Source organism: Pseudomonas sp. NFPP28, assembly GCF_900115535.1.
Lineage (GTDB): Bacteria > Pseudomonadota > Gammaproteobacteria > Pseudomonadales > Pseudomonadaceae > Aquipseudomonas > Aquipseudomonas extremorientalis.
In genome coordinates this window covers 560601-582363 of record NZ_FOWT01000003.1, presented here as the reverse complement: position 1 = coordinate 582363, position 21763 = coordinate 560601, and the positions used below count along the sequence as shown (strand labels likewise).

General features: G+C 60.4%; 19 protein-coding genes and 1 pseudogene. 14 read left to right on the top strand and 6 right to left on the bottom strand.

Going from position 1 to position 21763, the window contains the following annotated elements:
* Position 1 precedes the first annotated feature (1 nt).
* The 5 genes from BM110_RS11305 to BM110_RS11285 all read right to left on the bottom strand — a co-directional run bounded on the left by BM110_RS11305 (position 2) and on the right by BM110_RS11285 (position 5008).
* Positions 2 to 1024 (bottom strand): ABC transporter permease, encoded by a 1023-nt coding sequence (locus tag BM110_RS11305; protein WP_071487996.1) that lies wholly within the window; start codon positions 1022 to 1024, stop codon positions 2 to 4.
* Positions 1024 to 2085: a microcin C ABC transporter permease YejB gene (locus BM110_RS11300; protein WP_093513401.1), complete on the bottom strand. Its 1062-nt coding sequence runs from the start codon at positions 2083 to 2085 to the stop codon at positions 1024 to 1026. Before BM110_RS11300 ends, BM110_RS11305 begins: the two co-directional genes overlap by 1 nt.
* Positions 2085 to 3944, bottom strand: coding sequence for an extracellular solute-binding protein (locus BM110_RS11295; protein ID WP_093121236.1), 1860 nt, complete (start codon positions 3942 to 3944; stop codon positions 2085 to 2087). The genes BM110_RS11300 and BM110_RS11295 overlap by 1 nt, the downstream gene beginning before the upstream one ends.
* A gap of 130 nt (positions 3945 to 4074) precedes the next feature.
* Positions 4075 to 4356 carry a peptidylprolyl isomerase gene (locus BM110_RS11290; protein ID WP_003174386.1) on the bottom strand — a complete coding sequence of 94 codons (282 nt, stop codon included), beginning with the start codon at positions 4354 to 4356 and terminating at the stop codon, positions 4075 to 4077.
* Between the two features lie 157 nt (positions 4357 to 4513).
* Positions 4514 to 5008, bottom strand: coding sequence for a DUF1543 domain-containing protein (locus BM110_RS11285; protein WP_071487993.1), 495 nt, complete (start codon positions 5006 to 5008; stop codon positions 4514 to 4516).
* Positions 5009 to 5114: 106 nt separating this feature from the next.
* Here BM110_RS11285 and BM110_RS11280 point away from each other — a divergent pair, with 106 nt between their 5' ends.
* Positions 5115 to 5936 carry an aldo/keto reductase gene (locus tag BM110_RS11280; protein WP_092244313.1) on the top strand — a complete coding sequence of 274 codons (822 nt, stop codon included), beginning with the start codon at positions 5115 to 5117 and terminating at the stop codon, positions 5934 to 5936.
* Positions 5937 to 5988: 52 nt separating this feature from the next.
* Here BM110_RS11280 and BM110_RS11275 read toward each other — a convergent pair.
* Positions 5989 to 6504 (bottom strand): annotated as a pseudogene (locus BM110_RS11275) (Hcp family type VI secretion system effector).
* A 474-nt stretch (positions 6505 to 6978) separates the two neighbouring features.
* Here BM110_RS11275 and tssA point away from each other — a divergent pair.
* Genes tssA through icmH form a run of 13 tightly spaced genes read left to right on the top strand, consistent with a single transcriptional unit; the run spans position 6979 to position 21760 of the window.
* A complete protein-coding gene (tssA, locus tag BM110_RS11270; protein WP_093513400.1) occupies positions 6979 to 8532 on the top strand; it encodes a type VI secretion system protein TssA in 1554 nt (517 codons plus the stop codon).
* A gap of 32 nt (positions 8533 to 8564) precedes the next feature.
* Positions 8565 to 9062 (top strand): type VI secretion system contractile sheath small subunit, encoded by a 498-nt coding sequence (gene tssB, locus BM110_RS11265; RefSeq protein ID WP_092244306.1) that lies wholly within the window; start codon positions 8565 to 8567, stop codon positions 9060 to 9062.
* A 28-nt stretch (positions 9063 to 9090) separates the two neighbouring features.
* Positions 9091 to 10566, top strand: a complete 1476-nt coding sequence (gene tssC, locus BM110_RS11260) for a type VI secretion system contractile sheath large subunit (protein ID WP_093513399.1) — start codon at positions 9091 to 9093, stop codon at positions 10564 to 10566.
* Positions 10563 to 10982, top strand: coding sequence for a type VI secretion system baseplate subunit TssE (tssE, locus tag BM110_RS11255; RefSeq protein ID WP_371914787.1), 420 nt, complete (start codon positions 10563 to 10565; stop codon positions 10980 to 10982). The genes tssC and tssE overlap by 4 nt, the downstream gene beginning before the upstream one ends.
* Positions 10972 to 12759, top strand: a complete 1788-nt coding sequence (tssF, locus tag BM110_RS11250) for a type VI secretion system baseplate subunit TssF (protein WP_093513398.1) — start codon at positions 10972 to 10974, stop codon at positions 12757 to 12759. Before tssE ends, tssF begins: the two co-directional genes overlap by 11 nt.
* A complete protein-coding gene (gene tssG, locus BM110_RS11245; protein ID WP_093513397.1) occupies positions 12723 to 13730 on the top strand; it encodes a type VI secretion system baseplate subunit TssG in 1008 nt (335 codons plus the stop codon). Before tssF ends, tssG begins: the two co-directional genes overlap by 37 nt.
* A 12-nt stretch (positions 13731 to 13742) precedes the next feature.
* Positions 13743 to 16175, top strand: coding sequence for an AAA family ATPase (locus tag BM110_RS11240; RefSeq protein ID WP_093513396.1), 2433 nt, complete (start codon positions 13743 to 13745; stop codon positions 16173 to 16175).
* Positions 16172 to 17707 (top strand): sigma-54 interaction domain-containing protein, encoded by a 1536-nt coding sequence (locus BM110_RS11235; RefSeq protein ID WP_093513395.1) that lies wholly within the window; start codon positions 16172 to 16174, stop codon positions 17705 to 17707. The genes BM110_RS11240 and BM110_RS11235 overlap by 4 nt, the downstream gene beginning before the upstream one ends.
* Positions 17708 to 17749: 42 nt before the next feature.
* Positions 17750 to 17881 carry a type VI secretion protein gene (locus BM110_RS29805; RefSeq protein ID WP_081049244.1) on the top strand — a complete coding sequence of 44 codons (132 nt, stop codon included), beginning with the start codon at positions 17750 to 17752 and terminating at the stop codon, positions 17879 to 17881.
* Positions 17882 to 17898: 17 nt separating this feature from the next.
* On the top strand, positions 17899 to 19071 hold the full coding sequence (gene tagH, locus BM110_RS11225) for a type VI secretion system-associated FHA domain protein TagH (protein ID WP_093513394.1): 1173 nt from the start codon (positions 17899 to 17901) through the stop codon (positions 19069 to 19071).
* On the top strand, positions 19068 to 19562 hold the full coding sequence (gene tssJ / locus BM110_RS11220; RefSeq protein ID WP_092244286.1) for a type VI secretion system lipoprotein TssJ: 495 nt from the start codon (positions 19068 to 19070) through the stop codon (positions 19560 to 19562). The genes tagH and tssJ overlap by 4 nt, the downstream gene beginning before the upstream one ends.
* Before the next feature lies 1 nt (position 19563).
* Positions 19564 to 20892: a type VI secretion system baseplate subunit TssK gene (tssK, locus tag BM110_RS11215; RefSeq protein ID WP_093513393.1), complete on the top strand. Its 1329-nt coding sequence runs from the start codon at positions 19564 to 19566 to the stop codon at positions 20890 to 20892.
* Positions 20893 to 20896: 4 nt separating this feature from the next.
* Complete coding sequence (gene icmH, locus BM110_RS11210; RefSeq protein WP_093121228.1) at positions 20897 to 21760, top strand: type IVB secretion system protein IcmH/DotU; 864 nt, start codon at positions 20897 to 20899, stop codon at positions 21758 to 21760.
* Positions 21761 to 21763 lie beyond the last annotated feature (3 nt).

Sequence of the window (21763 nt, the reverse complement as noted above, 5' to 3'; positions counted from 1 at the left end):
CTCATGAGCGTGGGTCGAAGGCATCACGCAATGCCTCGCCGATAAAGACCAGCAGCGACAGGATCAGCGCCAGAGTGAAAAACGCTGTCAGGCCCAGCCACGGCGCTTGCAGGTTCTGCTTGCCCTGGGCGATCAGCTCACCCAGGGACGCGCTGCCTGCCGGCATGCCGAAACCGAGGAAGTCCAGCGCGCTCAGCGTCGAAATCGCACCGGTCAGGATAAACGGCAGGTAACTCAAGGTCGCCGTCATGGCGTTGGGCAGGATATGCCGACGGATGATTTTGCCATCGCCCAGGCCCAGCGCCCGTGCGGCCTTGACGTATTCCAGGTTGCGCCCGCGCAGGAACTCGGCGCGCACGACATCCACCAGGGCCAGCCAGGAAAACAGCGCCATGATCCCCAGCAGCCACCAGAAGTTCGGCTCCACAAAGCCCGACAGGATGATCAGCAGGTACAGCACCGGCAATCCGGACCACACCTCCAGCACGCGCTGGCCGATCAGGTCCACCCAACCGCCGTAATAGCCCTGCAATGCGCCGGCGGCAATGCCGATGGCTGCGCTGATCGCGGTGAGCGCCAGCGCAAACAGGATCGAGACCCGGGCGCCAAAGATCACCCGCGCCAGCACATCCCGCGACTGGTCATCGGTGCCCAGCCAGTTCACCGTCGAAGGCGGGCTGGGGGCAGGGCGGGTCAGCTCGTAGTTGGGCGTGTCGTCGCTGAACGGAATCGGCGGGAACAGCATCCAGCCGCCGTCCTGCTCGATCAGCTTTTGCACGTAGTCACTGCGATAGTCAGCCTGGAACGGCAACTGGCCGCCGAACTGTTGCTCGGTGTAGCGCTTGAACACCGGAAAATACAGCTCGTTCTTGAAACTCAGCACCAAGGGTTTGTCATTGGCGATCAACTCGCCGCCCAGGGTCAGGATAAACAGGCCGATAAACAGCCACAGCGACCACCAGCCGCGGCGGTTTTTCTTGAAACGCTCGAAACGCCGACGGGCCACGGGAGACAGGTTAAGCATCAAGCGTTCCTCGCGGCGAAGTCGATACGCGGGTCCACCAGGGTGTAGCAGAGGTCACCGATGAGTTTTATCAAGAGGCCGAACAAGGTGAAGATGAACAGCGAACCGAATACCACAGGGTAGTCCCGGGACACAGCCGCCTCGTAGCTCATGCGGCCCAGGCCGTCGAGGGAGAAGATCACCTCGATCAGCAGCGAACCGGCAAAGAACACGGCAATAAAGGCCTGGGGAATTCCGGAGATCACCAGCAACATCGCATTGCGGAACACATGCCCGTAGAGCACGCGTCGTTCGCTCAAACCCTTGGCGCGGGCGGTCACCACGTACTGGCGCGTGATTTCATTGAGGAACGAGTTCTTGGTGAGGATGGTCAGCGTGGCAAACCCGCCGATCACCAGCGAGGTGACCGGCAATACCAGATGCCAGAAGTAATCGGCGACCTTGCCCACGGTGCTCAGCTCTTCGAAGTTTTCCGACACCAGACCGCGCACCGGGAACCAGTTCAACGATGTGCCACCGGCAAACACTACGATCAGGAACATCGCGAACAGGAATGCCGGCATCGCATAGCCGACGACAATCGCGGTGCTGCTCCACACGTCGAAGCTACTGCCGTGGCGCACCGCCTTGCGAATCCCCAGGGGAATCGACACCAGGTAGGTGATCAACGTGGCCCACAGGCCGAGGGAGATGGTCACGGGCATTTTTTCCAGGATCAGCTCGATCACCGTCTTGCCGCGAAAGAAACTGTTGCCGAAGTCCAACTGGGCATAGCTCTTGAGCATCAGCCACAGGCGTTCCGGCGCGGGTTTGTCGAAGCCATACTGTTTCTCGATGTCAGCGATCAGCTTCGGGTCCAGGCCACGGCTGGCGCGGGAGCCGCTGCTGATGCCTTCACCGGAGGAACCGCCGACGCCGCCGCCGCCGATCCCTTGCAGATGGGCGATGGCTTGTTCCACCGGGCCGCCGGGAGCGGCCTGCACGATCACGAAATTCACCAGCAGGATGATCACCAGCGTCGGGATGATCAGCAGCAGGCGCCGCACGATATAGGCAAACATCAGTGCGCACCTCCGCGTTTTTTCAGCTCAGCGTTCATTTGCTCATTCGTCAGCGGCGTGGGGCTGATTTCCCACCAGGTTTCCAGGGCTTCGTCGTTCTTTGCCTCGATGGCCGGGCGGCCGAAACGGTTCCACCATGCAGCGGACGTGCCGGGCGGGTAGTAATTGGGGATCCACAGGTAATTCCATTGCAGCACCCGGTCCAGCGCGTGGGCGTAGGTGAGCATCTGCGCCTGGGTGTCGGCCTTGACCAGGCCCTTGATCAGGCTGTCGACGGCGGGGTCCTTGAGTACGGCGTAGTTGTTGGCGCCTGGATCGTAGGCGGCGGCCGAGCCGAAATAGTTGTACAGCTCCATGCCCGGTGACGTGGTGACGGGGAAACCAATGACGATCATGTCGTAATCCCTGGCCATGATCCGATTCACATATTGCGAGGAGTCGATACGGCGGATATTGAGGGTAATACCGATCTGCGCGAGGTTACGTTTGTACGGTAACAACAGACGTTCGAGGCCGTTCTGAGTGTTAAGGAACGTGAATTCCAGCGGCTCGCCTTCGGCGTTTACCAATTTGTCACCCTCTGGCTTCCAGCCTGCTGCTTCCAACAGGCCCAGGGCTTGCAACTGTTTGTCGCGGATCATGCCGCTACCATCGGTGACCGGTGCCTTGAACACCTGGCTGAACACCTCGTCGGGGACCTGGCCACGCAAGGGTTCAAGAATCGCCAGCTCTTCTTTTGTTGGCGGCTGGCTGGCGGCCAGCGGGCTGTTGGAGAAGTAACTCTGCTGGCGGATGTACATATTGCGCATCATCTGCCGGTTGGCCCATTCAAAATCCCACAGCATCGCCAGGGCCTGGCGCACGCGGCGGTCCTTGAATATCGGTTTTTGCACGTTGAACACATAACCCTGGGCCGGTTGCGGCATTTCCTTGGCCAGGTGCGCACGTTGCAGGCGCCCGTCATCCAGGGCCGGGCCGTTGTAGCCGATGGAATACCCGGTGGCGGAAAACTCACGGTTGAAATCGTAGGCACCGCCGCGCAATACCTGGCGGGCCACTTCGGTGTCGCCGAAATACTCCAGGCTCAGGTGATCGAAGTTGTACAGGCCACGGCTGACAGGCAAGTCCTTGCCCCACCAGTTCGGATCACGGGTGAAGGTGATGGTACTGCCGGAATCGATCTTGCTGATTTTGTACGGACCGCTGCCCAGTGGGGCTTCATAGCCACCGCCGTTGGCAAAGTCGCGGGTCTTCCACCAGTGCTCGGGGAAGACGGGCAGGGTAGCGATGTCCAGGGGCAGGGTACGGTTTTCATTGCTGGAGAAGTCGAAACGCACCTGGCGCTCGCCTTCGACTTCGACGTGCTTGACGTCGGCGAACAGGGTGCGAAAGCGCAGGCTGCCCTGGGTCATCAGCAGGTCGAAGCTGTAGCGCACGTCTTCGGCGGTGATCGGCTTGCCATCGGCAAAGCGCGCCTTGGGGTTGAGGAAAAAGCGTAGCGACAGGCCGTCGTCGGCGCGCTCCATTTTTTCGGCGACCAGGCCGTAGACCGTGTAGGGCTCGTCCAGGGAGCGCTGGGCCAGGGGCGCGTAGAGCCAGCCGTCAACCTGGGACACGCCGATGCCTTTGTCGATATATGGCAATACATGGTCGAAGCGTCCGATCTCGATGGCCGAGCGGCGCAGGCTGCCACCCTTGGGGGCGTCAGGGTTGGCGTAGTCGAAATGGGTAAAGCCGGCGGGGTACTTGGCCGGTTCGCCATACACCGTCAGGTACGGTTGAGGTGCCGCGATCACGGCAGTGCTGGTCAGCAGCAGTGCCAGGGACGAGCTCAAGAAGTAAGAAAAAGCCAATCGCATTGTCAGCCTTGAACGCCGTATGAAGAAGGAAAGGGATTTGTACGCTAACGGCATGAGCGTCGCCAGTCATCACATGCACAACGGCCCACCAAAAGGCGGGCCGTTGTTTATTGCATCAGCACAGACGGGATCAGTCCTGGCGGCTGGTGACTTCGAGCAGGTGATAGCCGAACTGGGTCTTCACCGGACCTTGCACGGTGTTGACCGGGGCGCTGAACACGACGGTGTCGAATTCCTTGACCATCTGGCCTGGACCGAACGAACCCAGGTCACCACCTTGGCGGCTGGATGGGCAGCTGGAGTTGGCTTTGGCGACTTCTGCGAAATCGGCGCCGCCTTCGATTTGGGCCTTGAGTTCGTTGCACTTGTCTTCAGTGGAAACGAGGATGTGACGGGCGGTGGCTTTGGCCATGGGAAGTAACTCCTTGAATAAAAAAGGTGAGCCTACCGGATTCAGGCGGTTATTTCCTGGCAAAGTTCCACTCGATTAACCGAGTGGCTCAGGTACAGGCCATGGCGCCGCTACGGGGAGCCATTCGATGAGTTGCGCATGCACTGTCAGGTAGGGTTCAGGTCAGGACGATGTAGTCGTTCTGCTGGATGACCGGTCGGTGCGGTCCCTGCACCAGGTGGATATAACGACCGTCCACCAGGTCGATGGGCAGGCAGTCGTCGATGTCCAGTACCCCATCGGTGTGGGCCTGGGACCAGTGACGCAGCATCTGTTGCTTGCCCTTGTTCGTGGCCTCCTGCTTATTGCGGGCGGCCACCAGGAGGTAGTGGTGGGCCTCGCCAAAGCTGTTGGCTTCGTAACCGCCCAGGTTGATGAAGTACAGGTGATGTGCGCCGGCGGCAGGGGCCAGGGGGCTGAGTTCGACTTTCCAGCCGTCGACGCCATCCACCGCCATCCACGAGTCGATATGCATGCCCTTGGGGCTACCGAACCAGTCGGCACGCAGTTGCGGGTAGGCTGCTTCCAGCGTGTCCGCCACGGCGAACACCACATCGTGAACTTCAATTTTCGCCCGCGGGTGCTTACCCCCGAGCATGACGACAAACAGCATTGCAGAGACTTCCTGGCGACTTGGCAGAGGCTAACCATACTTCGATTGAACCCTTTTGTCCGACCAATGCCACACTGTTGATCCGCGAACTCATCAGGAGGTTGTCATGCGTACCATTGATCTGGCGGGCGTTCCCGTCCCTGTCATCGGCCAGGGCACCTGGCGCATGGGCGAAAATCCCGACCAGCACCGCGCCGAAGTGGCGGCGTTGCAACTGGGCATCGACGAGGGCATGACCCTCATCGATACCGCCGAAATGTACGGGGAGGGCGGTGCTGAAACGGTCGTCGGCGAGGCCATTCGTGGCCGCCGCGACCAGGTGTTCCTGGTGAGCAAAGTCTACCCGCACAACGCCAGCCACAAGGGCGTGCCCCGTGCCTGTGAGGCCAGCCTCCAGCGCCTGGGCACCGACTACATTGATCTGTATCTGCTGCACTGGCGCGGCCAGTACCCGCTGCAAGAAACGGTCGAAGCCTTCGAACGCCTGCGCGAAGCGGGCAAGATCGGACGCTGGGGTGTTTCCAACTTCGACGTGGCCGACCTGCAGGAACTTGCCTCCCCGGCCTGCGCCACCAATCAAGTGTTGTACAACATTGAAGAACGCGGCATCGAATTCGACCTGCTGCCCTGGTGGCAACAGCACCACTTGCCCTTGATGGCGTACTGCCCGATCGCCCAGGGCGGCGAACTGTTATCCAGCCCCACCCTCAAGCAGATCGCCCGCCGCCACGAGGTCACACCCGCCCAGGTTTCCCTGGCCTGGGTGTTGCGCCAGGACGGTGTGATCGCCATCCCCAAGGCCGTTACACCCGAGCACGTGCGACTCAACGCAGCTGCAGCCAAGCTGGTGTTGGATGAGCACGACCTGGACGCGATCGATCGGGTATTCGGCGCGCCGAAACGCAAGCATCCTTTGGCGATGGTGTAGTTGCCGTACAGGCATGGCGCCTTCCCTGGCGCCGTGCCTGTGTCAAGCCGGTTTAACCTGCAACCGGGCTGCGCCAGTCATCCGACCCCGAAGTACCGGACACTTCGTGGGTCCACACGATCTTGCGATAGGTGAAATACACATCTTCCAGGTGAGTGAAGTGGGCGTTGTCGGGGTCCTGGCAGTTGGGCATGCGTGACTGGATATCCACGATGGTCGCCCCCTCCAGTTCGATGGTGAAGTAATGCTCCTGGGTGCCGGCCGACGAAGTGCGCAGCCACTCCAGCCGGCACTTGACCTCTTCGCCGCTGGTCAATGCACTGAAGAGCAAGGGCGAGGACTTATCGAACACTTTGCTGATCATCAGGGGTTTATGGACGCGCTGACCTGTTGGCTGGCCTGACTGTGGGTCGCGGGGAATGATCACCTGATGAGAAAAAGCCTGGACCAGGATCTAGTCTTCATGGCCTTCCTGGTAAATGTTACCTACCGAGTCCTGGGTAAACGTGCCTGCCGTGATCAAACCTTGTTTTACACCGGTAATGGAGAGATACGCGGGTGTTGGCATGACGGGGTTCCTTGTCTGATTGATGAGGTAGTTCCAGCCGATAAGTTTTTTCGGCTGGGCAAATACCTATAACAAGAAGCGTGCCTGAAAGTGCAGGCGCCAATGAAATCAGGGTGATGCTGTTGTATAAGGTCGAATATCCAGCGCGATAGGCTGCTACTGGGCTTAATTGCGCGTATTCGATTGCGCATGGGTGCGCATTTAGTTGCTCATATTGAACTGTTGATAAATGCTGAAGTTTGACGATTAGCTGAGTGGCTATGCAGTGTTAGGTGCGCAAAATCCTGCGCGCACCCTGTGGTAACTGGCTTTGTAGGAAAAGGACTAAGTGCAGTTCCATCGCTTGCTGAATGTTTTGGGCATGACTAAGGTTCGAAGACGTCGCAAGTTTTTTGCGAAATCAAGATGGCTGGTAGACACGCGATACTTGTGTAGCTAGTTGTTGTTTGAATGTTTAGTTGGTTGTGGTGGCAAATGCCTTATTCGGATGGTCGGTATGATTATTACCTTGAACTTGCGCGAGCACCCTGTACGCAAACAAGTTTTGCGGGCAGCGATATGCGCTTTTCGAGTGAGTATGAAGTGCTGGAGTCCGAGCTGGCCAAGGCACAATCGATTCATGCCGGCAGCCAGCCCGACTGGCACAAGGTGCTGGAAACCAGCGAGAACCTGCTGCGCCATCAGTCCAAGGATCTGCGGGTGGCTGTGTGGTTGACCTGGGCATTGCACCAGCGTGAATCCTACCCGGGGCTGCTGGCGGGGCTCGGGTTGTTGCGCTACCTCTGTGAGCATCAGTGGTCGGTGCTCTACCCGGAAAAACCGCGCACCCGCGGTGCCGCATTCGGATGGCTGGTGTTGCGCCTCGAGCCGCTGTTCACGCAGGGCCTGGCGCTCCAGAACCAGCAGCCTTTGTTCCGCGCCTTGCTGGAGCACCTGGTGCATCTGGATGAGCTTTGGGCCGAGCACCTCGGGGATGATGCGCCGCTGCTGTTGCCGGTTCGCAGGCAATTGGCGCAGCGATTGGAGCGGGCAGTGCAGGACGATACCCCGGTGGCGGGATTGAGCGGAGTTATCGAGCAAGTCAAGCAGGCCGCCAGCCAATTGCGCAAGTCCGAAGCGGTGGTGGAGAGCGAAAAGGACGCCCACAAGGTGCTCCGTACCTTGCAGGAGCAGGCCCGCCCGCTCTGTGCCTGGTGGCTGCGCCAGAACGCCACCGACCTGCGCGCGTTGCGTTTGAGTCGGACACTGGCATGGCTGGCACTTGCCAGCTACCCGAATGCCGATAACGAGCAGGTGACCGCGTTGCGCGGGCCCGCTCCCGACAAGCTCAAACGTTATCAGGAGCGCTTTGCACAAGGCCATCACGCAGACCTGGTGCTTGAGCTTGAGGCCAGTCTTGCCGGGGCGATGTTCTGGTTCGATGGTCTGCGCATGCTCTGGGAATGCCTGGAGGTCCTGCAGGCCGACCTGGCCATGACCGAACTGGAAGTGACCTTCGCGCTGTTGCTGCAACGCTTGCCGGACCTGCCGGAGTTTCGCTTTCACGACGGCGCACCCTTTGCCGACGCAGCCACTCGCGACTGGATCTCCCAGCAGGTTGTCCGTCACCTGCACCGGTCCGAATTACCCGCAGCAGTGATCGATACGAACGCCGAGCCCTGGGCGACCGCGTTGCAGGCGTTGACACCGCGGTTGCGTCAGGACGGACTCAAGTCTGCCATTCGAGAACTCAAGCAAGGCATGCAGGCCGCGCGCAGTGATCGCGCACGTTTTCATTGGCGGCTCGCCCAAGCGCGTCTGTGCATACAGGCGGGCAAGCATGAGCTGGCGAAGATCCAGCTCGAACAGCTTGACCATGAACTGCAACGCATGGGCCTGGAGCGCTGGGAGCCGGAGCTGGCCCTGGAAGTGACGCAGCTCCTGCACCGCTGTTGCGACCTGCTGCCACAAAACCATGCCGTGCGCGAACGCAAGGAAGACACCCATCGCAGGCTGTGCCTCTTCGATCTGGAAGCGGTACTTGAATAGGCTTTCGAGCCACTTGAAAAAGGAGAGACACCATGGCCAAAGAAGGTTCGGTAGCCCCCAAGGAACGTATCAACATCACGTTCAAACCCGCCATCGGCGGGGCGCAGGAAGAAGTCGAGCTGCCATTGAAACTGTTGGTACTGGGCGATTTCACCCAGCGTGAGGATGTGCGCAAGCTTGAAGATCGCAAGCCCATCGCAATCGACAAGAACACCCTGGATGACGTGTTGGCCAAGCAGGCATTGAGCTTGACGTTGAGCGTGCCCAACCGTTTGCAGGAGGAGGCGGGCGTCGACGAGTTGGCCATTCAGGTACGCATCAACGGCATGAAGGATTTCAACCCTGCGAACCTGGTGGAGCAGGTACCCGAGTTGCACAAGCTGATGGCCCTACGTGAGGCACTTGTGGCGTTGAAGGGGCCATTGGGCAACACCCCGAGCTTTCGCAAGGCTATCGAGCAAGCCCTGGCCGATGACGAGTCCCGCGCACGGGTACTGGCGGAACTAGGGCTGGACAGCCCCGACGCCTGACATTTTCCAGTAAAAGGACACTGACCCCATGACGACACAACCGCATTCGCTGCCGGCACAACTTGCTGATCAGTACAGCATCCTCGATAACATCGTTGCCCAGACATTGTTGAGCGCCGACGACGACGCCTATGACATTGCCAAGCGCGGTGTATCGGCGTTCATCGAAGAGTTGATCAAGCCCCAGAACCGTGGCGAGCCCGTCAAGAAACGCCTCGTCGACCGGATGATCGCCGAGATCGACACCAAGCTCAGCCTGCAGATGGACGAGATACTGCACCATCCCGACTTCCAGGCGCTGGAAGCGTCCTGGAAGGGGTTGCAACTGCTGGTCGATCGCACCAACTTTCGCGAGAACATCAAGATCGAACTGCTGAACGTCTCCCGGCAAGACCTGCTGGAAGATTTTGAAGACTCGCCGGAAGTGACCCAGTCCGGTTTGTACAAGCACATCTACAGTGCGGAATACGGGCAGTTTGGTGGTCAGCCGGTGGGCGCGATTATCGCCAACTACTTCCTATCCCCCAGCGCCCCTGATGTAAAACTGATGCAGTACGCCGCCAGTGTAGCCTGCATGGGCCATGCGCCATTTATCGCAGCCGCCGGGCCGGCGTTCTTCGGCTTGGAAAGTTTCACCGGTTTACCCGACCTCAAGGACCTGAAGGATCACTTCGAAGGCCCGCAATTTGCCAAGTGGCAAAGCTTTCGCCAAAGCGAAGATGCGCGCTACATCGGCTTGACCGTGCCGCGATTCCTGCTGCGCACGCCCTATGATCCGCTTGAGTGTCCAGTCAAGACCTTTGCCTACCAGGAAAACGTGGTCAACAGCCACGAGCACTACCTGTGGGGCAACACGTCCTACGCCTTCGCCACGCGCCTGACTGACAGTTTCGCGCGGTTCCGCTGGTGCCCGAACATCATTGGCCCGCAAAGCGGTGGAGCGGTGGAAGACTTGCCGTTGCATCACTTCCAGAGCATGGGGGAAATCGAAACCAAGATCCCCACCGAAGTACTGGTGTCCGACCGTCGTGAATACGAACTGGCGCAAGAAGGCTTCATCGCCTTGACGATGCGCAAGGGCAGTGACAACGCGGCGTTTTTTTCCGCCAGCTCGGTGCAAAAGCCGAAACACTTCGGGCTCAGCCCCGAGGGCAAGGAAGCCGAGCTGAATTACCGCCTGGGCACCCAGTTGCCATACATGATGGTGGTCAATCGCCTGGCCCATTACCTCAAGGTCCTTCAGCGTGAGCAATTGGGTTCATGGAAGGAGCGCACCGACCTGGAGCTGGAACTCAATAAATGGATTCGCCAGTACGTCGCCGACCAGGAAAACCCCAGCGCTGAAGTCCGTGGGCGACGTCCCTTGCGGGCGGCACGCATCGTCGTCAGTGATGTCGAGGGTGAGCCCGGCTGGTACCGCGTCAACCTGAGTGTGCGACCGCATTTCAAGTACATGGGCGCTGATTTCACGCTATCCCTCGTCGGCAAGCTCGACAAAGAATGAGCAGGGACCAAGAAGTGCGCGGTTATCGAAGCCTGTTCGAGCGCCTCGAGCGTCCGGCGGCAACCTCCGCCAGTAGCGTGACATCTGTCGCGAACCACCTGGGGAAAATGCTCAGTATCCGTGCCGGCAGCGTTCAGACATTGCCGGACTACGGTATGCCCGACCTCAATGATATGAATCAGAGCCTGCATGAATCACTGAGTCAGTCACGTCTGTTGATCGAGCGCTTTATCCGAGCGTACGAGCCGCGCTTGAAGCAGGTAAAAGTGATGATGTTGCCACGGGGTCATGACCCACTGGCGCTTGCGTTCGCTATCGAAGCCACCCTGGTGGTCAAGGGTGTCGCTCAACCGGTGGTGTTTACCGCGCGGCTCTCTGATTCCGGCCGGGTAGAGGTCATGCCTGATGACCTTTAACCGTTACTACCAGAGCGAACTCAGTGCACTGCGACAGCTCGGTCGACGCTTCTCCGAGCGCAATCCGGCGCTTGCTCCCTTTCTTGCGGAGGCGGGTCAGGACCCGGACGTAGAGCGGTTACTGGAAGGCTTTGCGTTTCTCACCGGGCGCTTGCGCCAGAAACTGGATGACGAGCTTCCAGAGCTGACGCATTCGCTGATGCAGTTGCTCTGGCCCAACTACATGCGTCCATTGCCGGCGTTCAGCATCCTGCAGTTTGATCCGCTGAAACACTCAGGCCCTGGTGTGTGGGTCGCGCGCGATACACCGGTTGAAAGTGTCGCAGTCAATGACGAACGATGCCGCTTTCGTACCTGCTACGCCACTCAGGTTCTACCGTTGCAACTGAGTGCGCTGGACTACAGCGCCCAGGCTGAGCGGGGCAGTTTGAGCCTGCGCCTGGAGATGAGTGCAGAAGGCAACTTCAGTGAGTGGAACTTCGATCAGCTACGTCTGCATCTGGCGGGAGATCGCTACATCAGCCAGGCGTTGTACCTGAGTCTGTTGCGTCATCTGGAGGGTATCGAGTTGCTGCCTTTCGGTCGGGATGGCTTGCCGGTCGGTGGGGAGGATGGGCAGGCGATATCGCTGCTTCTGGACGCCGATCAGGTTCAGCCGGTGGGGTTCAGCGAGGAGCAGGCACTGATTCCGTATCCGCCGAATACTTTTGGCGGCTATCGCCATCTGCAGGAGTACTTTGCCTTTCCCGACAAGTACCTGTTTGTCGATGTGGGAGGGTTGGGGGTACTGCACCGATTACCTGGCGAACTGCTCAAGCAGGTGTGCGGCGTAGTGTTGCGCTTCCGATTGGGCAGGCCATGGCGAGAACCCGGGCAGCCCACCCTGGATAACGTGAAGCTGTACTGCACCCCCATCGTCAACCTGTTCAAGCATGACGCGGTACCTATCCGCCTGGACGGAAAACAGGACGAATACCTGCTGATCCCTGGTGAGTACTCACGTGGTAACGCCAGTGTATTTTCCGTAGACAGCGTCACGGGTTGGCACCCCGGAGGGCTGGGGTATCAGGCCTACGTGCCCTTTGAATCCTTCGAGCATGAGGGGGATACCGCGCGTTCCCAGGGACCGGCGAGTTACAGCATTCGCCAGCGGCCATCGGCGCAGCACACCGGGCTGGATACCTGGCTCGGGTTGGGCAGCGGTCTGGAGCTGGATCAGCAGACACTGTCGATCGAGCTGACGTGCACCAATCACAACCTGCCTCGACAGTTGCAGATCGGCGACATCAACCAGCCTTGCGAGCAGACGCCGCAAGGGCTGTCGTTTCGGAATATCTGCGCACCGACAGCCAGTTTTATTCCGCCTCTGGACCGGGACTTTCTCTGGCGGCTGATCAGCAACATGTCGCTCAACTACCTGTCGCTGACCGACATCCATGCCTTGAAAGTGATCCTCGAAACCTACGATTTGCCGCGCTACCACGATCGCCAGGCGCAGAAGGTCAGCGAGCGGCGATTGGGCGCGATGCGCTCGGTCAGCCACACAGCAGTCGACCAATTGTTCCACGGCTTGCCGATTCGAGGGTTACGCATTGACTTGACCATCGATCCCCAGGGCTTCCTGGGGGAGGGCGAGGTGTTTGTGTTCGCCTCGGTGCTCAACGAATTCTTCGCGCTGTACGCCAGCCTCAACGCTTACCACGAACTTAGAGTCATCAGCACACAAGGAGACGTGTACCTATGGTCACCACGGATGGGCCAGCAGCCCCCGCTTTGACACAACTGACCCGGGTCATCCGTGAGTACTCGCTGTTTCAGGCGGTCCTGCGGGTCATCAAGCGTCTGCGCGATGCCCATCCGTTGCTGGATGACGACACGCTGTACGACTTGCTTGAGTTCCAGGCCAACCCGGGCCTGGGTTTTCCCGGTCACGATATCGACCGGGTGGCGTTTTTTATCGAGCACGGCCAGTTGCGTGCGCGTTTGCGTCTTAACGTACTGGGCCTGTGTGGTGCGGGTTCGCCATTGCCAGCGTTTTACGCTGAGCAGGCGTGCGTCGATGAATTGGGTGGCAACGCAACCCGGGATTTCCTCGACGTGTTCCATCACCGTCTGCAACGGCTGATGCTGCCGATCTGGCGCAAATATCGCTATCGGGCGTGTTTCCAGGCAGGCGCCCGTGATGCCTTCTCCGAGCAGATGTTTGCGTTGATCGGGTTAAGAGGGCCGCAGGTCCGCAGCGCCACGCAACTGAACGGCAAGCGACTGTTGCCCTACCTGGGGTTGCTCAGCCTGCGGGTGCATTCTGCGGTCTTGATCGAGACGGTGCTGCGTTACTACTTCAAACACCGCCGTTTGTTCGTCGAGCAATGGGTCCTGCGCAGCGTGGTCATCGCCGAATCACAGCGAAATCGGCTTGGCGCCGCCAACAGCACCCTTGGCCATGACCACGTGCTGGGCAGCCAGGTGGCTGATCGCAATGGCAAGTTCAGGGTGCATCTGCAGGGGGTGGGGTGGGACCGATTCCATGGTTTTTTGCCGACCGGCGCGGACTACCCGCTGCTGTGTTCGTTGGTGCGCCTGACGGCGCGGGACCCTTTGGACTATGACGTGCGTCTGGTCATGGCCAAGGAAGAGATCCGGCCGCTGCACATCGGCGAACACAACGTCTGCCGCCTCGGCTGGACCAGTTGGCTGGCGCATGAGTGCGCCGACGGTGTGGTCATTGTGCCAGGCAACGCTTATTAGGGATGAATCAGGATGATGAATGTGGACCTGCAACAACTTATCCAGGCATTGACCCCCCAGGCCCGCAGAGACCTGGAGCGTTCCGCCGAGCGCTGCGTCATGCGCGGCGGCAGGGAAGTGCTGGTGGAAGACCTGCTGTTGACCCTGCTGGAGCATCGCGATGGCCTGCTGGTGCGGGCGCTGAAGGATGCCGGTATTGAAACCGCAGAACTGCAAGCCACGCTGCAACCCAAGGGGGAGGCCAGTGCGTCACGCAATCCGGTGTTTGCCCAGGCACTGGTGCAATGGCTGCAACAGGCTTCGATGGTTGCTCATTTGGAATTGCGGCACATTGAAATCGATCACGGCGCCCTGTTGCTGGCGCTCTTGCGCCATCCGCTGCAGCACGCGGGCAGCGCCTATCAGGTTTTTCTGAGCCGGCTGGATGCACAGCGTGTGCAGGCGTTCGTGTCGAGTCAGGCGCCTCGTACAGACCCTGCGCCGCAGGGCGAATCACTGCTGGAGCGCTTCACTCACGACCTGACACGCCAGGCCCATGAAGGGCGTATTGACCCGGTGTTATGTCGTGACGTTGAGATCGGCCAGTTGATCGACATACTCATGCGTCGACGCAAGAACAACCCAATCCTGGTCGGTGAAGCCGGAGTGGGCAAGACAGCCGTTGTCGAAGGCCTCGCGTTGCGTGTGGCCACTGCACAGGTGCCCGAGTCTCTCAGGGAGGTGCGGCTACTGACCTTGGACATGGGCCTGCTCCAGGCCGGTGCCAGTATCAAAGGCGAGTTCGAGCGACGCCTGAAGGGTGTGATCGATGAGGTCAACGCCGCGGTGAAACCGGTGATCCTGTTTATCGATGAAGCACACACGCTGGTGGGGGCGGGTGGGCAGGCGGGTGCGTCCGATGCCGCCAATCTGCTCAAGCCGGCGCTGGCCCGCGGCGAGTTGCGCACCATCGCTGCAACGACCTGGACGGAATACAAGAAATACTTTGAAAAAGACCCGGCATTGGCGCGGCGTTTCCAGCCTGTGCGGGTCGGAGAACCCAGCGTCGAGCAAGCGATCTCGATCCTGCGCGGATTAGTCCCGGTGTATGAGCGCAGTCATGGTGTTTACGTGCGCGACGATGCAGTGGTCGCGGCGGCGCAGATGAGCGCCCGTTACTTGGCCGGGCGTCAGTTGCCCGACAAGGCGGTAGATGTGCTGGATACCGCTTGCGCTCGTTTGAGCACTCGCCGGGAGACCGCGCCTGAGGCGTTGCAACACCTTTATGCAGAACAGGCGGCGGGGGCGCGGCAGCGTCAGGCATTGAGCCGAGACCGGGACGAAGGCTTTCCCGTGGACGAACAGACCTTGTACGCGTTGAACCTGCGGATGGAGGCGCTGGACGGCGAGCGCCTGGACCTTGAGCAACGCTGGCTTGCACAGCAGCAAACCACGCAGCAGGTGTGCCCCCGCCTGGTGGCTCAGGTCATCAGTGCATGGACGGGGATCCCGGTTGAACAACTGGCACTTGAGCACAGTGAACAGGTACTGGGTTTTGCCGATGCGCTGCGCCTGCGCATTCTCGGCCAGGAGCAAGCGGTGCAGGCCCTGGACCGCAACCTGCGTGCCGTTGCTGCGGGGCTCAACAAGGCTGATGCGCCGGTCGGCGTATTCCTGCTGGTCGGCCCCAGTGGCGTGGGCAAGACTGAGACGGCGCTGGCCATTGGCGACCTGCTGTATGGCGGTGAGCGCTTCGTCACCACCCTCAACATGTCGGAGTTCCAGGAAAAACATTCCCTGTCTCGGTTGATTGGCGCACCGCCCGGTTATGTCGGTTTTGGCGAGGGCGGCGTGTTGACGGAAGCTGTGCGCCAACGCCCGTATTCGGTAGTGCTGCTCGATGAGGTCGAGAAGGCCGACCCAGAAGTGTTGAACCTGTTCTACCAGATTTTCGACAAGGGCCTGGCCAATGATGGAGAAGGGCGGGAAATCGACTTTCGCAACACGCTGATCCTGATGACGTCCAACCTGGGCAGTGAGTGCATCGGGCAATTGTGCGCAGGTGGCGGGCGACCTGACGTGCGAACGCTGCATGAGGCGATCCTGCCGCAATTGCGGGACCACTTCAAAGCCGCGTTATTGGCCAGGATGCGTGTCGTGCCGTATTACCCGGTCACGGGTGACGTCCTGCATGACCTGGCAAGGCTCAAGCTCGAACGCCTGGGGCAACGCTTGAGTCTGCGCAGTCTGGCATTCAGTTACACGTCGGAGCTGGTTGAACACATGGCCGAGCGGTGCGCCCACGATGACAGTGGCGCGCGTTACGTCGATCAATGGATCGAGCTGCATTTGTTGCCGCAGGTGGTCGATCGGCGGTTGCAAGCCATGGCCCGAGGTGAGCCTGTGTCACAGGTCCATGCCCGGCTGGCGGCTAACGGCGTTCCAACCTGTGAGTTCAGCCAATGAGAGAGGATCGGCTGCTCACCCTGCTGCCCCGTTCGGCGGTCTGTGCCGATGCGCTGCTTGACGGGTTCATCCGCCTGGGCAGCGCGGACGACGCAGCCACTCTCCCCGGTTTGTGTGTCGCCGCAGCGGCGCGACTGAGCGAGTGTGACCTCAGCCAATGGTACTGGCGCAACGAATCCACTGGCCGGCTTGAGTTGATCGCCCAGCATTTGCACGGCATACCTTGCCCTGGCGATCCGGCCTGTACCAAGGATTTCCAGCATGAACAGGTGCTGCACTACGTGCTCAACCAGCAAACTGCCCTTAGCCTGGAAGAACACTCAGGCAGCATGTACGAGTACGGTTTCCTGCCGGTCATGGGGGCCCCCTGGCAAGCGTTGTCATGTGTGCCGTTGTTTGACCGAGGCAAGGGCATCAAGGGGGTACTGCTGTGTGCCAGCCAGCATCGGAAAAACCTGCAGGGCTACACCGCCGCCTTGAGCCAGTTGGGCAGCCTTGCCTTGATGCAGCGCGCTTTACTGCAGTGTCAGTGTGCCACTGGATGTGTTGCCCAGCCTCAGGCTTACATGCCGGCGCCACGTTCAGCGTACGGGTTGATCGGCAGCAGCATGGCTATGGACGAGACGTATCGTTTGATCGGCAAGGTCCTGCATACCCCCTACACCGTGTTACTGCGTGGCGAGACCGGTACGGGCAAGGAGGTCGTGGCGCGGGCGATCCATTCTGCGGGGCCGCGCAGGAGCAAAGCATTTGTGGTGCAAAACTGTGCGGCGTTTCCCGAAGGGCTGCTGGAGAGTGAGCTGTTCGGTTACCGCAAAGGTGCTTTCACGGGGGCCGAGCGTAACCACGCCGGGCTGTTTGACAGCGCGGACGGCGGCACGCTGCTCCTCGACGAAATCGGTGATATGCCGCTGTCGCTGCAGGCTAAATTGCTGCGGGTCTTGCAGGAGGGCGAAGTGCGTCCGTTGGGCGCCAGTACGGCCCACAAGGTGGATGTACGCATCATCGCCGCCACCCACCGTGACCTCGCCACCATGGTCGCCCAAGGCAGTTTTCGCGAGGACCTTTACTACCGGCTTGCGCAGTTTCCCATCGAACTGCCGCCCCTGCGTGAGCGCGACGGCGATGTGTTGCTGTTGGCGCGGGAGTTCGCGCATCAAGCCTCTGCCGACCTCGGGCGTGTGCCGGTGCAATGGTCGAGTGCAGCCCTTGATCAACTCTCGGGTCACGCCTTCCCCGGCAATGTCCGCGAACTCAAGTGCCTGGTGGAACGTGCGGTGCTGCTCTGTGACGACGGTGTGATCCTGCCGGCACACCTGTCCTTGCCGGTGCCGGCTGCCACCGGGGCAGTCGATGCGACGCTGCGCCAGCGCCTGGAGCGGGTAGAGCGGGTATTCCTGATCGATTGCCTGCACAAGAACCGTGGCAATCGCACCCGTACCGCACGTGAGTTGGGCGTTGCGCGGCGCACGCTGCTTTACCGCCTGGCACGCTTGAAAATCCCCGTGGGGGATGTCCGCGAGGAGTGTTGAGCAGGGAACGTGCGGGCCGCTTATTTTCATGGGAGATACCTGATGCCTTTTCATCCGTGGCAAGCCCTGGTGCTTGCGCTGTGTTTGTTGAGTGGCTGTAACGCCAATTATGTCTTTGATGACGCCGACTACCGTCCGTTGGGTGACCCCCACGCGACTCGTCGTGGGCACTGAATAGGGGGGCTGCTGTCATGCAATTGATGTTTGAACGCTGTAGCACCGCAAACGGGGAGCCGCCTGAGCGCAAGACATTTGACGGTGTCGGTGGCGTGATCGGACGTGGGTCGGGTTGTGACTGGGTGCTCCCGGATGCCAACCGTCTGATTTCCAGTCACCACGCTCTGGTCAGTTTTAGAGAGGGCCGCTATTTCCTGACGGATATCAGCAGCAACGGTATCGGTGTGTCGGGCAGTATGGAGCGCTTGTGCAAAGGACAGGCACGGCTCATCAGTGACGGCGATGTGTACCAACTGGGGTTGCTGGATATCCGTGCCCGCCTGGTGTTGCAGGCAGGGCAGGGTTTTGCTCGGCAAGACACGATTCCAGACGACGCGTTCCTGGGGCTGGATCCTGTCGACGCATTGGATCGCGAGGTACGGCTCGGCAATTCCTCAGCAGAGCTGGACGCGTTGGACACAACGCCACAGGCACCTTTCGAAACCTTGCGTCAGGGCACGGTGGAGCACGATCACCTGGTCGTGCCGCAATGGGCTGAGCCGGCCAGAGACGTCGTGTCACCTGGCCCTGTCACACCACCACCTGCAACCTCGGAAGCATTCTGGGCGCAGTTCGCCCACGCATTGGGCATGCAGGTGGACTCGCTTGATACGCCGGGGCGCGAAGCCCTGGCGATCAAGGTGGCGGGCCTGTTCAGACAAACCCTCGCAGGGTTGCAGCAAAGCGTGCGAACCCGCGATGAACTCAACAGCGAGGTCCACGGCTTACTGGCGGTTCCGCTGCTCAATACCCGCAATCCGTTGAAAGACTGTGCCGACAGCCATGCCGCCCTGGCTTTTTTGCTCGGCGCCGATGAATCCTGTCAGTTCTCTGCCGAGCAAGCGGTCGACCAGGCGTACCGAGACTTGCAGGTTCATCAACTGGCTCTGGTCGTGGCCTGTCGGGCTGCCATACGCGGTGCATTGGCAGCCTTTGCGCCTGGGCACTTGCTGCTGCGCTTCGAACGTGACGGCAAGTCACCCAGGTTCTTCAGCGATGGCGCCCATTGGCGGGCCTACCAACGTCATTATCGGCGACTGACTGAGGACGAGCCCCTGGATGAGCAGGTGCTGCGTCATGAATTTTGCAAAGCCTACGAGGAGCAGGTACGCCTGGTCTCCACCCTTCACGCGGGGTACGCAGAATGATTGGCCGGTCTCGGGTCGCGGTTTCATTCACGCTGCTACTGCTGGGGTTGCTGGCGGGATGCAGCACCCTTTCACCTTTTTCCACCCTGACCAAGCTGGACCTGACTTTGACGGCCAGTGACGAGGTCAACCCCGACCTTCACGGTCGCCCCTCGCCCGTGGTGGTGCAATTGCTGGAGCTGCGGCATCCGGTGGCTTTTGAAAACGCCGATTTCTTCAGCCTCTACGGCCGGGCCGAGCAGGCACTGCCCAAGGATTGGGTCAGCGGCGAGGAACTGGAACTGCGTCCCGGCGAACGGCTGGCGCTCAAGCTGAGTGTCGAGCCGCGCAGTCGCTATGTCGGCGTGCTGGCGGCCTATCGTGACTTGCCCCATGTGCAATGGCGATGGGTGCTGCCTGTGGCTCCCGGACAGTTGACCCGTGCCGACATCGTGCTGGACCAGACCGGTATCCGGATGGCGGCACCTCAACCTGACAGGACGGAGGACTGAGATGCAGATCCACAACGTTATCTGGCAAGAGGGCATGCTGCTGAGGCCCCAACACTTGCAGCACAGCGACCGCTATTACCATCGGCAACTCAACCACACCCGGCTGCTGAGCAGTGATGCCTGGGGTTTCCTGAGCCTGGAAGTCGATGTCCAGTACCTGAACCTGGGCAAGATTGTGGTGAACCAGGCCACCGGAGTGCTACCGGACGGCAGCCTGTTCGAGCTGAGCGGCACCCTGGAACCCCTGATGTTGCAGGTGCCTGCCAATGCAGGCAGACAGGCTGTGTACCTGGCGCTGCCGCTGGCGACTGACAATCAGGTCGAGGTGCGTTCGAAGGAGCAACGCGATGTCCTGGCGCGCTATGTTGCCTGTGATACAGAAATCGGTGACTCCACTGCCGGGGTCGACTCCCGTTGCCAGATCAAATGCGCGCGCCCGGACTTGCGCCTGATGCTGGGCGAGCCGCCCGGTGACGCGTTCTACGTGAAACTCCAGGTTGCCCGGGTGCTGGATTCGACCCAGGACGGCGGCGTGAGGCTGGATGCGGATTTTGTACCAACGTTTATCTACCTTCAGGGTTCGGGGTATGTGGCGTCTTGCATCAACGAAGTCACCAGCCTGCTGGCGACCCGTGGCGATGCGATTGCAGCGCGCATCCAGGGAAACGGCGCTAGCGCCAGCGCACAGGTCGGCGACTTTTTGATGCTGCAGTTGATCAATCGTGCGGAATTGAGATTGCGTCACTACCTGAGCCAGACCCAGGTGCGGCCGGAGGTGGTGTATCGGGAGTTGCTGTCGATTTTCGGTGAGCTGTGCACCTTTTCCAACGACAGCAAACGGGCGCAATTTCCGGCGCAATACCGGCATGGCGATCAGGGCGCGAGCTTTGGTGGATTGATGGAAGGCCTTCGTGCGGCGCTGTCGCTGGTGTTGGAACAGCAGGCGGTCGAGTTGACGCTGCAACCACGGCAGTACGGGGTGCTGGTATGCCCGGTGAGCGACCTCAAGTTACTCGGTACAGCCACCTTCATCCTGGCGGCCACTGCCCAGTGCGATACGGAGGAACTGCGTCATCGACTGCCGGCCCATCTCAAGATCGGACCGGTGGAGCGCATCCGCGAACTGGTCAACCTGCACCTGGCCGGGATCAAGGTCAAGCCGTTGCCGGTAGCGCCGCGGCAGATTCCGTTCCACGCCGGCAAGACCTATTTCATGCTCGAACTCAGCCCCCGTGACATTGCGCAGTTGGAGCAATCAGGTGGTTTCGCCTTCCACGCCAGCGGCGAGTTTGCCGAGCTGGAACTCAACTTCTGGGCTATCAGGAACTGACGTCATGACTATGGACAGTGAATACCCGCAAGACGAAAAAACCGTGTTGCTTGACCGTGAGGGTCTCGGACCGGCGCACGCAGCCGTTACGGACTTCCCGTCGCCGCCACGCTTCGAGCAACTGGAAGACCGCATGATCTATTGCGCCCAGATGCAAGGCATACGGCACTTCAAGAGTGGCCCCAACGTGCTGTTGACCGCGGCCTGGGAACTCTTGCTGCAAGTGGTCCAACTCAAGGCCAGCCCCGGCCGGGAAAGCCTGCCGGCACTCAATGAGGAGTTTTCCTCGGGCATCACCGCGTTCGAGGCCTATGCCTTGTATCTGGGGGCCGATAATAGTCAGGTGATGTCGGCGCGTTACGTGCTGTGCAGCGTCATTGATGAAGCCGTGGTCACTACGCCGTGGGGCGGCCGTAGCGACTGGTCGAAGACCAGCCTGCTCAGCCGTTTCCACAACGAAACTTTTGGCGGTGAAAAATTTTTCCAGTTGCTTGAGCGTTTGTCCCGTGACCCCGTCAAGCATGTGGCCCTGCTGGAATTGATGTACCTGTGCCTGTCCCTGGGGTTCGAAGGCCAATACCGTGTCATGGAGCGGGGAAGGGCGCAGCTCGAAACTGTGCACGACGCGGTGTATCGCCAGATCAGGCACGTGCGCGGTGATCAGCCGCCGTTAACCCTTGTATCCGGCGCCGGCGGGACCTCTCAGGTACGGATACGCATTGTCTCGGCTACCTGGGCCGCAGCCTGCGTGCTGGCGTGTCTGCTGGTGGTGTATTCGGGGTTCGCCTGGATGCTGGGCCAGGAGCGCAGGGCGACGTTGCACGCTTTCCAATCTTCGCTGGCAGAGCCTTCTCGGACGCCCTTGTAACGC

What these genes read in the sequence shown, in the direction of transcription:
- BM110_RS11305 (WP_071487996.1), bottom strand. Translation starts at nt 1,024, where the DNA reads ATGCTTAACCTGTCTCCCGTGGCCCGTCGGCGTTTCGAGCGTTTCAAG.
- BM110_RS11300 (WP_093513401.1), bottom strand. Translation starts at nt 2,085, where the DNA reads ATGTTTGCCTATATCGTGCGGCGCCTGCTGCTGATCATCCCGACGCTG.
- BM110_RS11295 (WP_093121236.1), bottom strand. Translation starts at nt 3,944, where the DNA reads ATGCGATTGGCTTTTTCTTACTTCTTGAGCTCGTCCCTGGCACTGCTG.
- BM110_RS11290 (WP_003174386.1), bottom strand. Translation starts at nt 4,356, where the DNA reads ATGGCCAAAGCCACCGCCCGTCACATCCTCGTTTCCACTGAAGACAAG.
- BM110_RS11285 (WP_071487993.1), bottom strand. Translation starts at nt 5,008, where the DNA reads ATGCTGTTTGTCGTCATGCTCGGGGGTAAGCACCCGCGGGCGAAAATT.
- BM110_RS11280 (WP_092244313.1), top strand. Translation starts at nt 5,115, where the DNA reads ATGCGTACCATTGATCTGGCGGGCGTTCCCGTCCCTGTCATCGGCCAG.
- tssA (WP_093513400.1), top strand. Translation starts at nt 6,979, where the DNA reads ATGCCTTATTCGGATGGTCGGTATGATTATTACCTTGAACTTGCGCGA.
- tssB (WP_092244306.1), top strand. Translation starts at nt 8,565, where the DNA reads ATGGCCAAAGAAGGTTCGGTAGCCCCCAAGGAACGTATCAACATCACG.
- tssC (WP_093513399.1), top strand. Translation starts at nt 9,091, where the DNA reads ATGACGACACAACCGCATTCGCTGCCGGCACAACTTGCTGATCAGTAC.
- tssE (WP_371914787.1), top strand. Translation starts at nt 10,563, where the DNA reads ATGAGCAGGGACCAAGAAGTGCGCGGTTATCGAAGCCTGTTCGAGCGC.
- tssF (WP_093513398.1), top strand. Translation starts at nt 10,972, where the DNA reads ATGACCTTTAACCGTTACTACCAGAGCGAACTCAGTGCACTGCGACAG.
- tssG (WP_093513397.1), top strand. Translation starts at nt 12,723, where the DNA reads ATGGTCACCACGGATGGGCCAGCAGCCCCCGCTTTGACACAACTGACC.
- BM110_RS11240 (WP_093513396.1), top strand. Translation starts at nt 13,743, where the DNA reads ATGATGAATGTGGACCTGCAACAACTTATCCAGGCATTGACCCCCCAG.
- BM110_RS11235 (WP_093513395.1), top strand. Translation starts at nt 16,172, where the DNA reads ATGAGAGAGGATCGGCTGCTCACCCTGCTGCCCCGTTCGGCGGTCTGT.
- BM110_RS29805 (WP_081049244.1), top strand. Translation starts at nt 17,750, where the DNA reads ATGCCTTTTCATCCGTGGCAAGCCCTGGTGCTTGCGCTGTGTTTGTTG.
- tagH (WP_093513394.1), top strand. Translation starts at nt 17,899, where the DNA reads ATGCAATTGATGTTTGAACGCTGTAGCACCGCAAACGGGGAGCCGCCT.
- tssJ (WP_092244286.1), top strand. Translation starts at nt 19,068, where the DNA reads ATGATTGGCCGGTCTCGGGTCGCGGTTTCATTCACGCTGCTACTGCTG.
- tssK (WP_093513393.1), top strand. Translation starts at nt 19,564, where the DNA reads ATGCAGATCCACAACGTTATCTGGCAAGAGGGCATGCTGCTGAGGCCC.
- icmH (WP_093121228.1), top strand. Translation starts at nt 20,897, where the DNA reads ATGACTATGGACAGTGAATACCCGCAAGACGAAAAAACCGTGTTGCTT.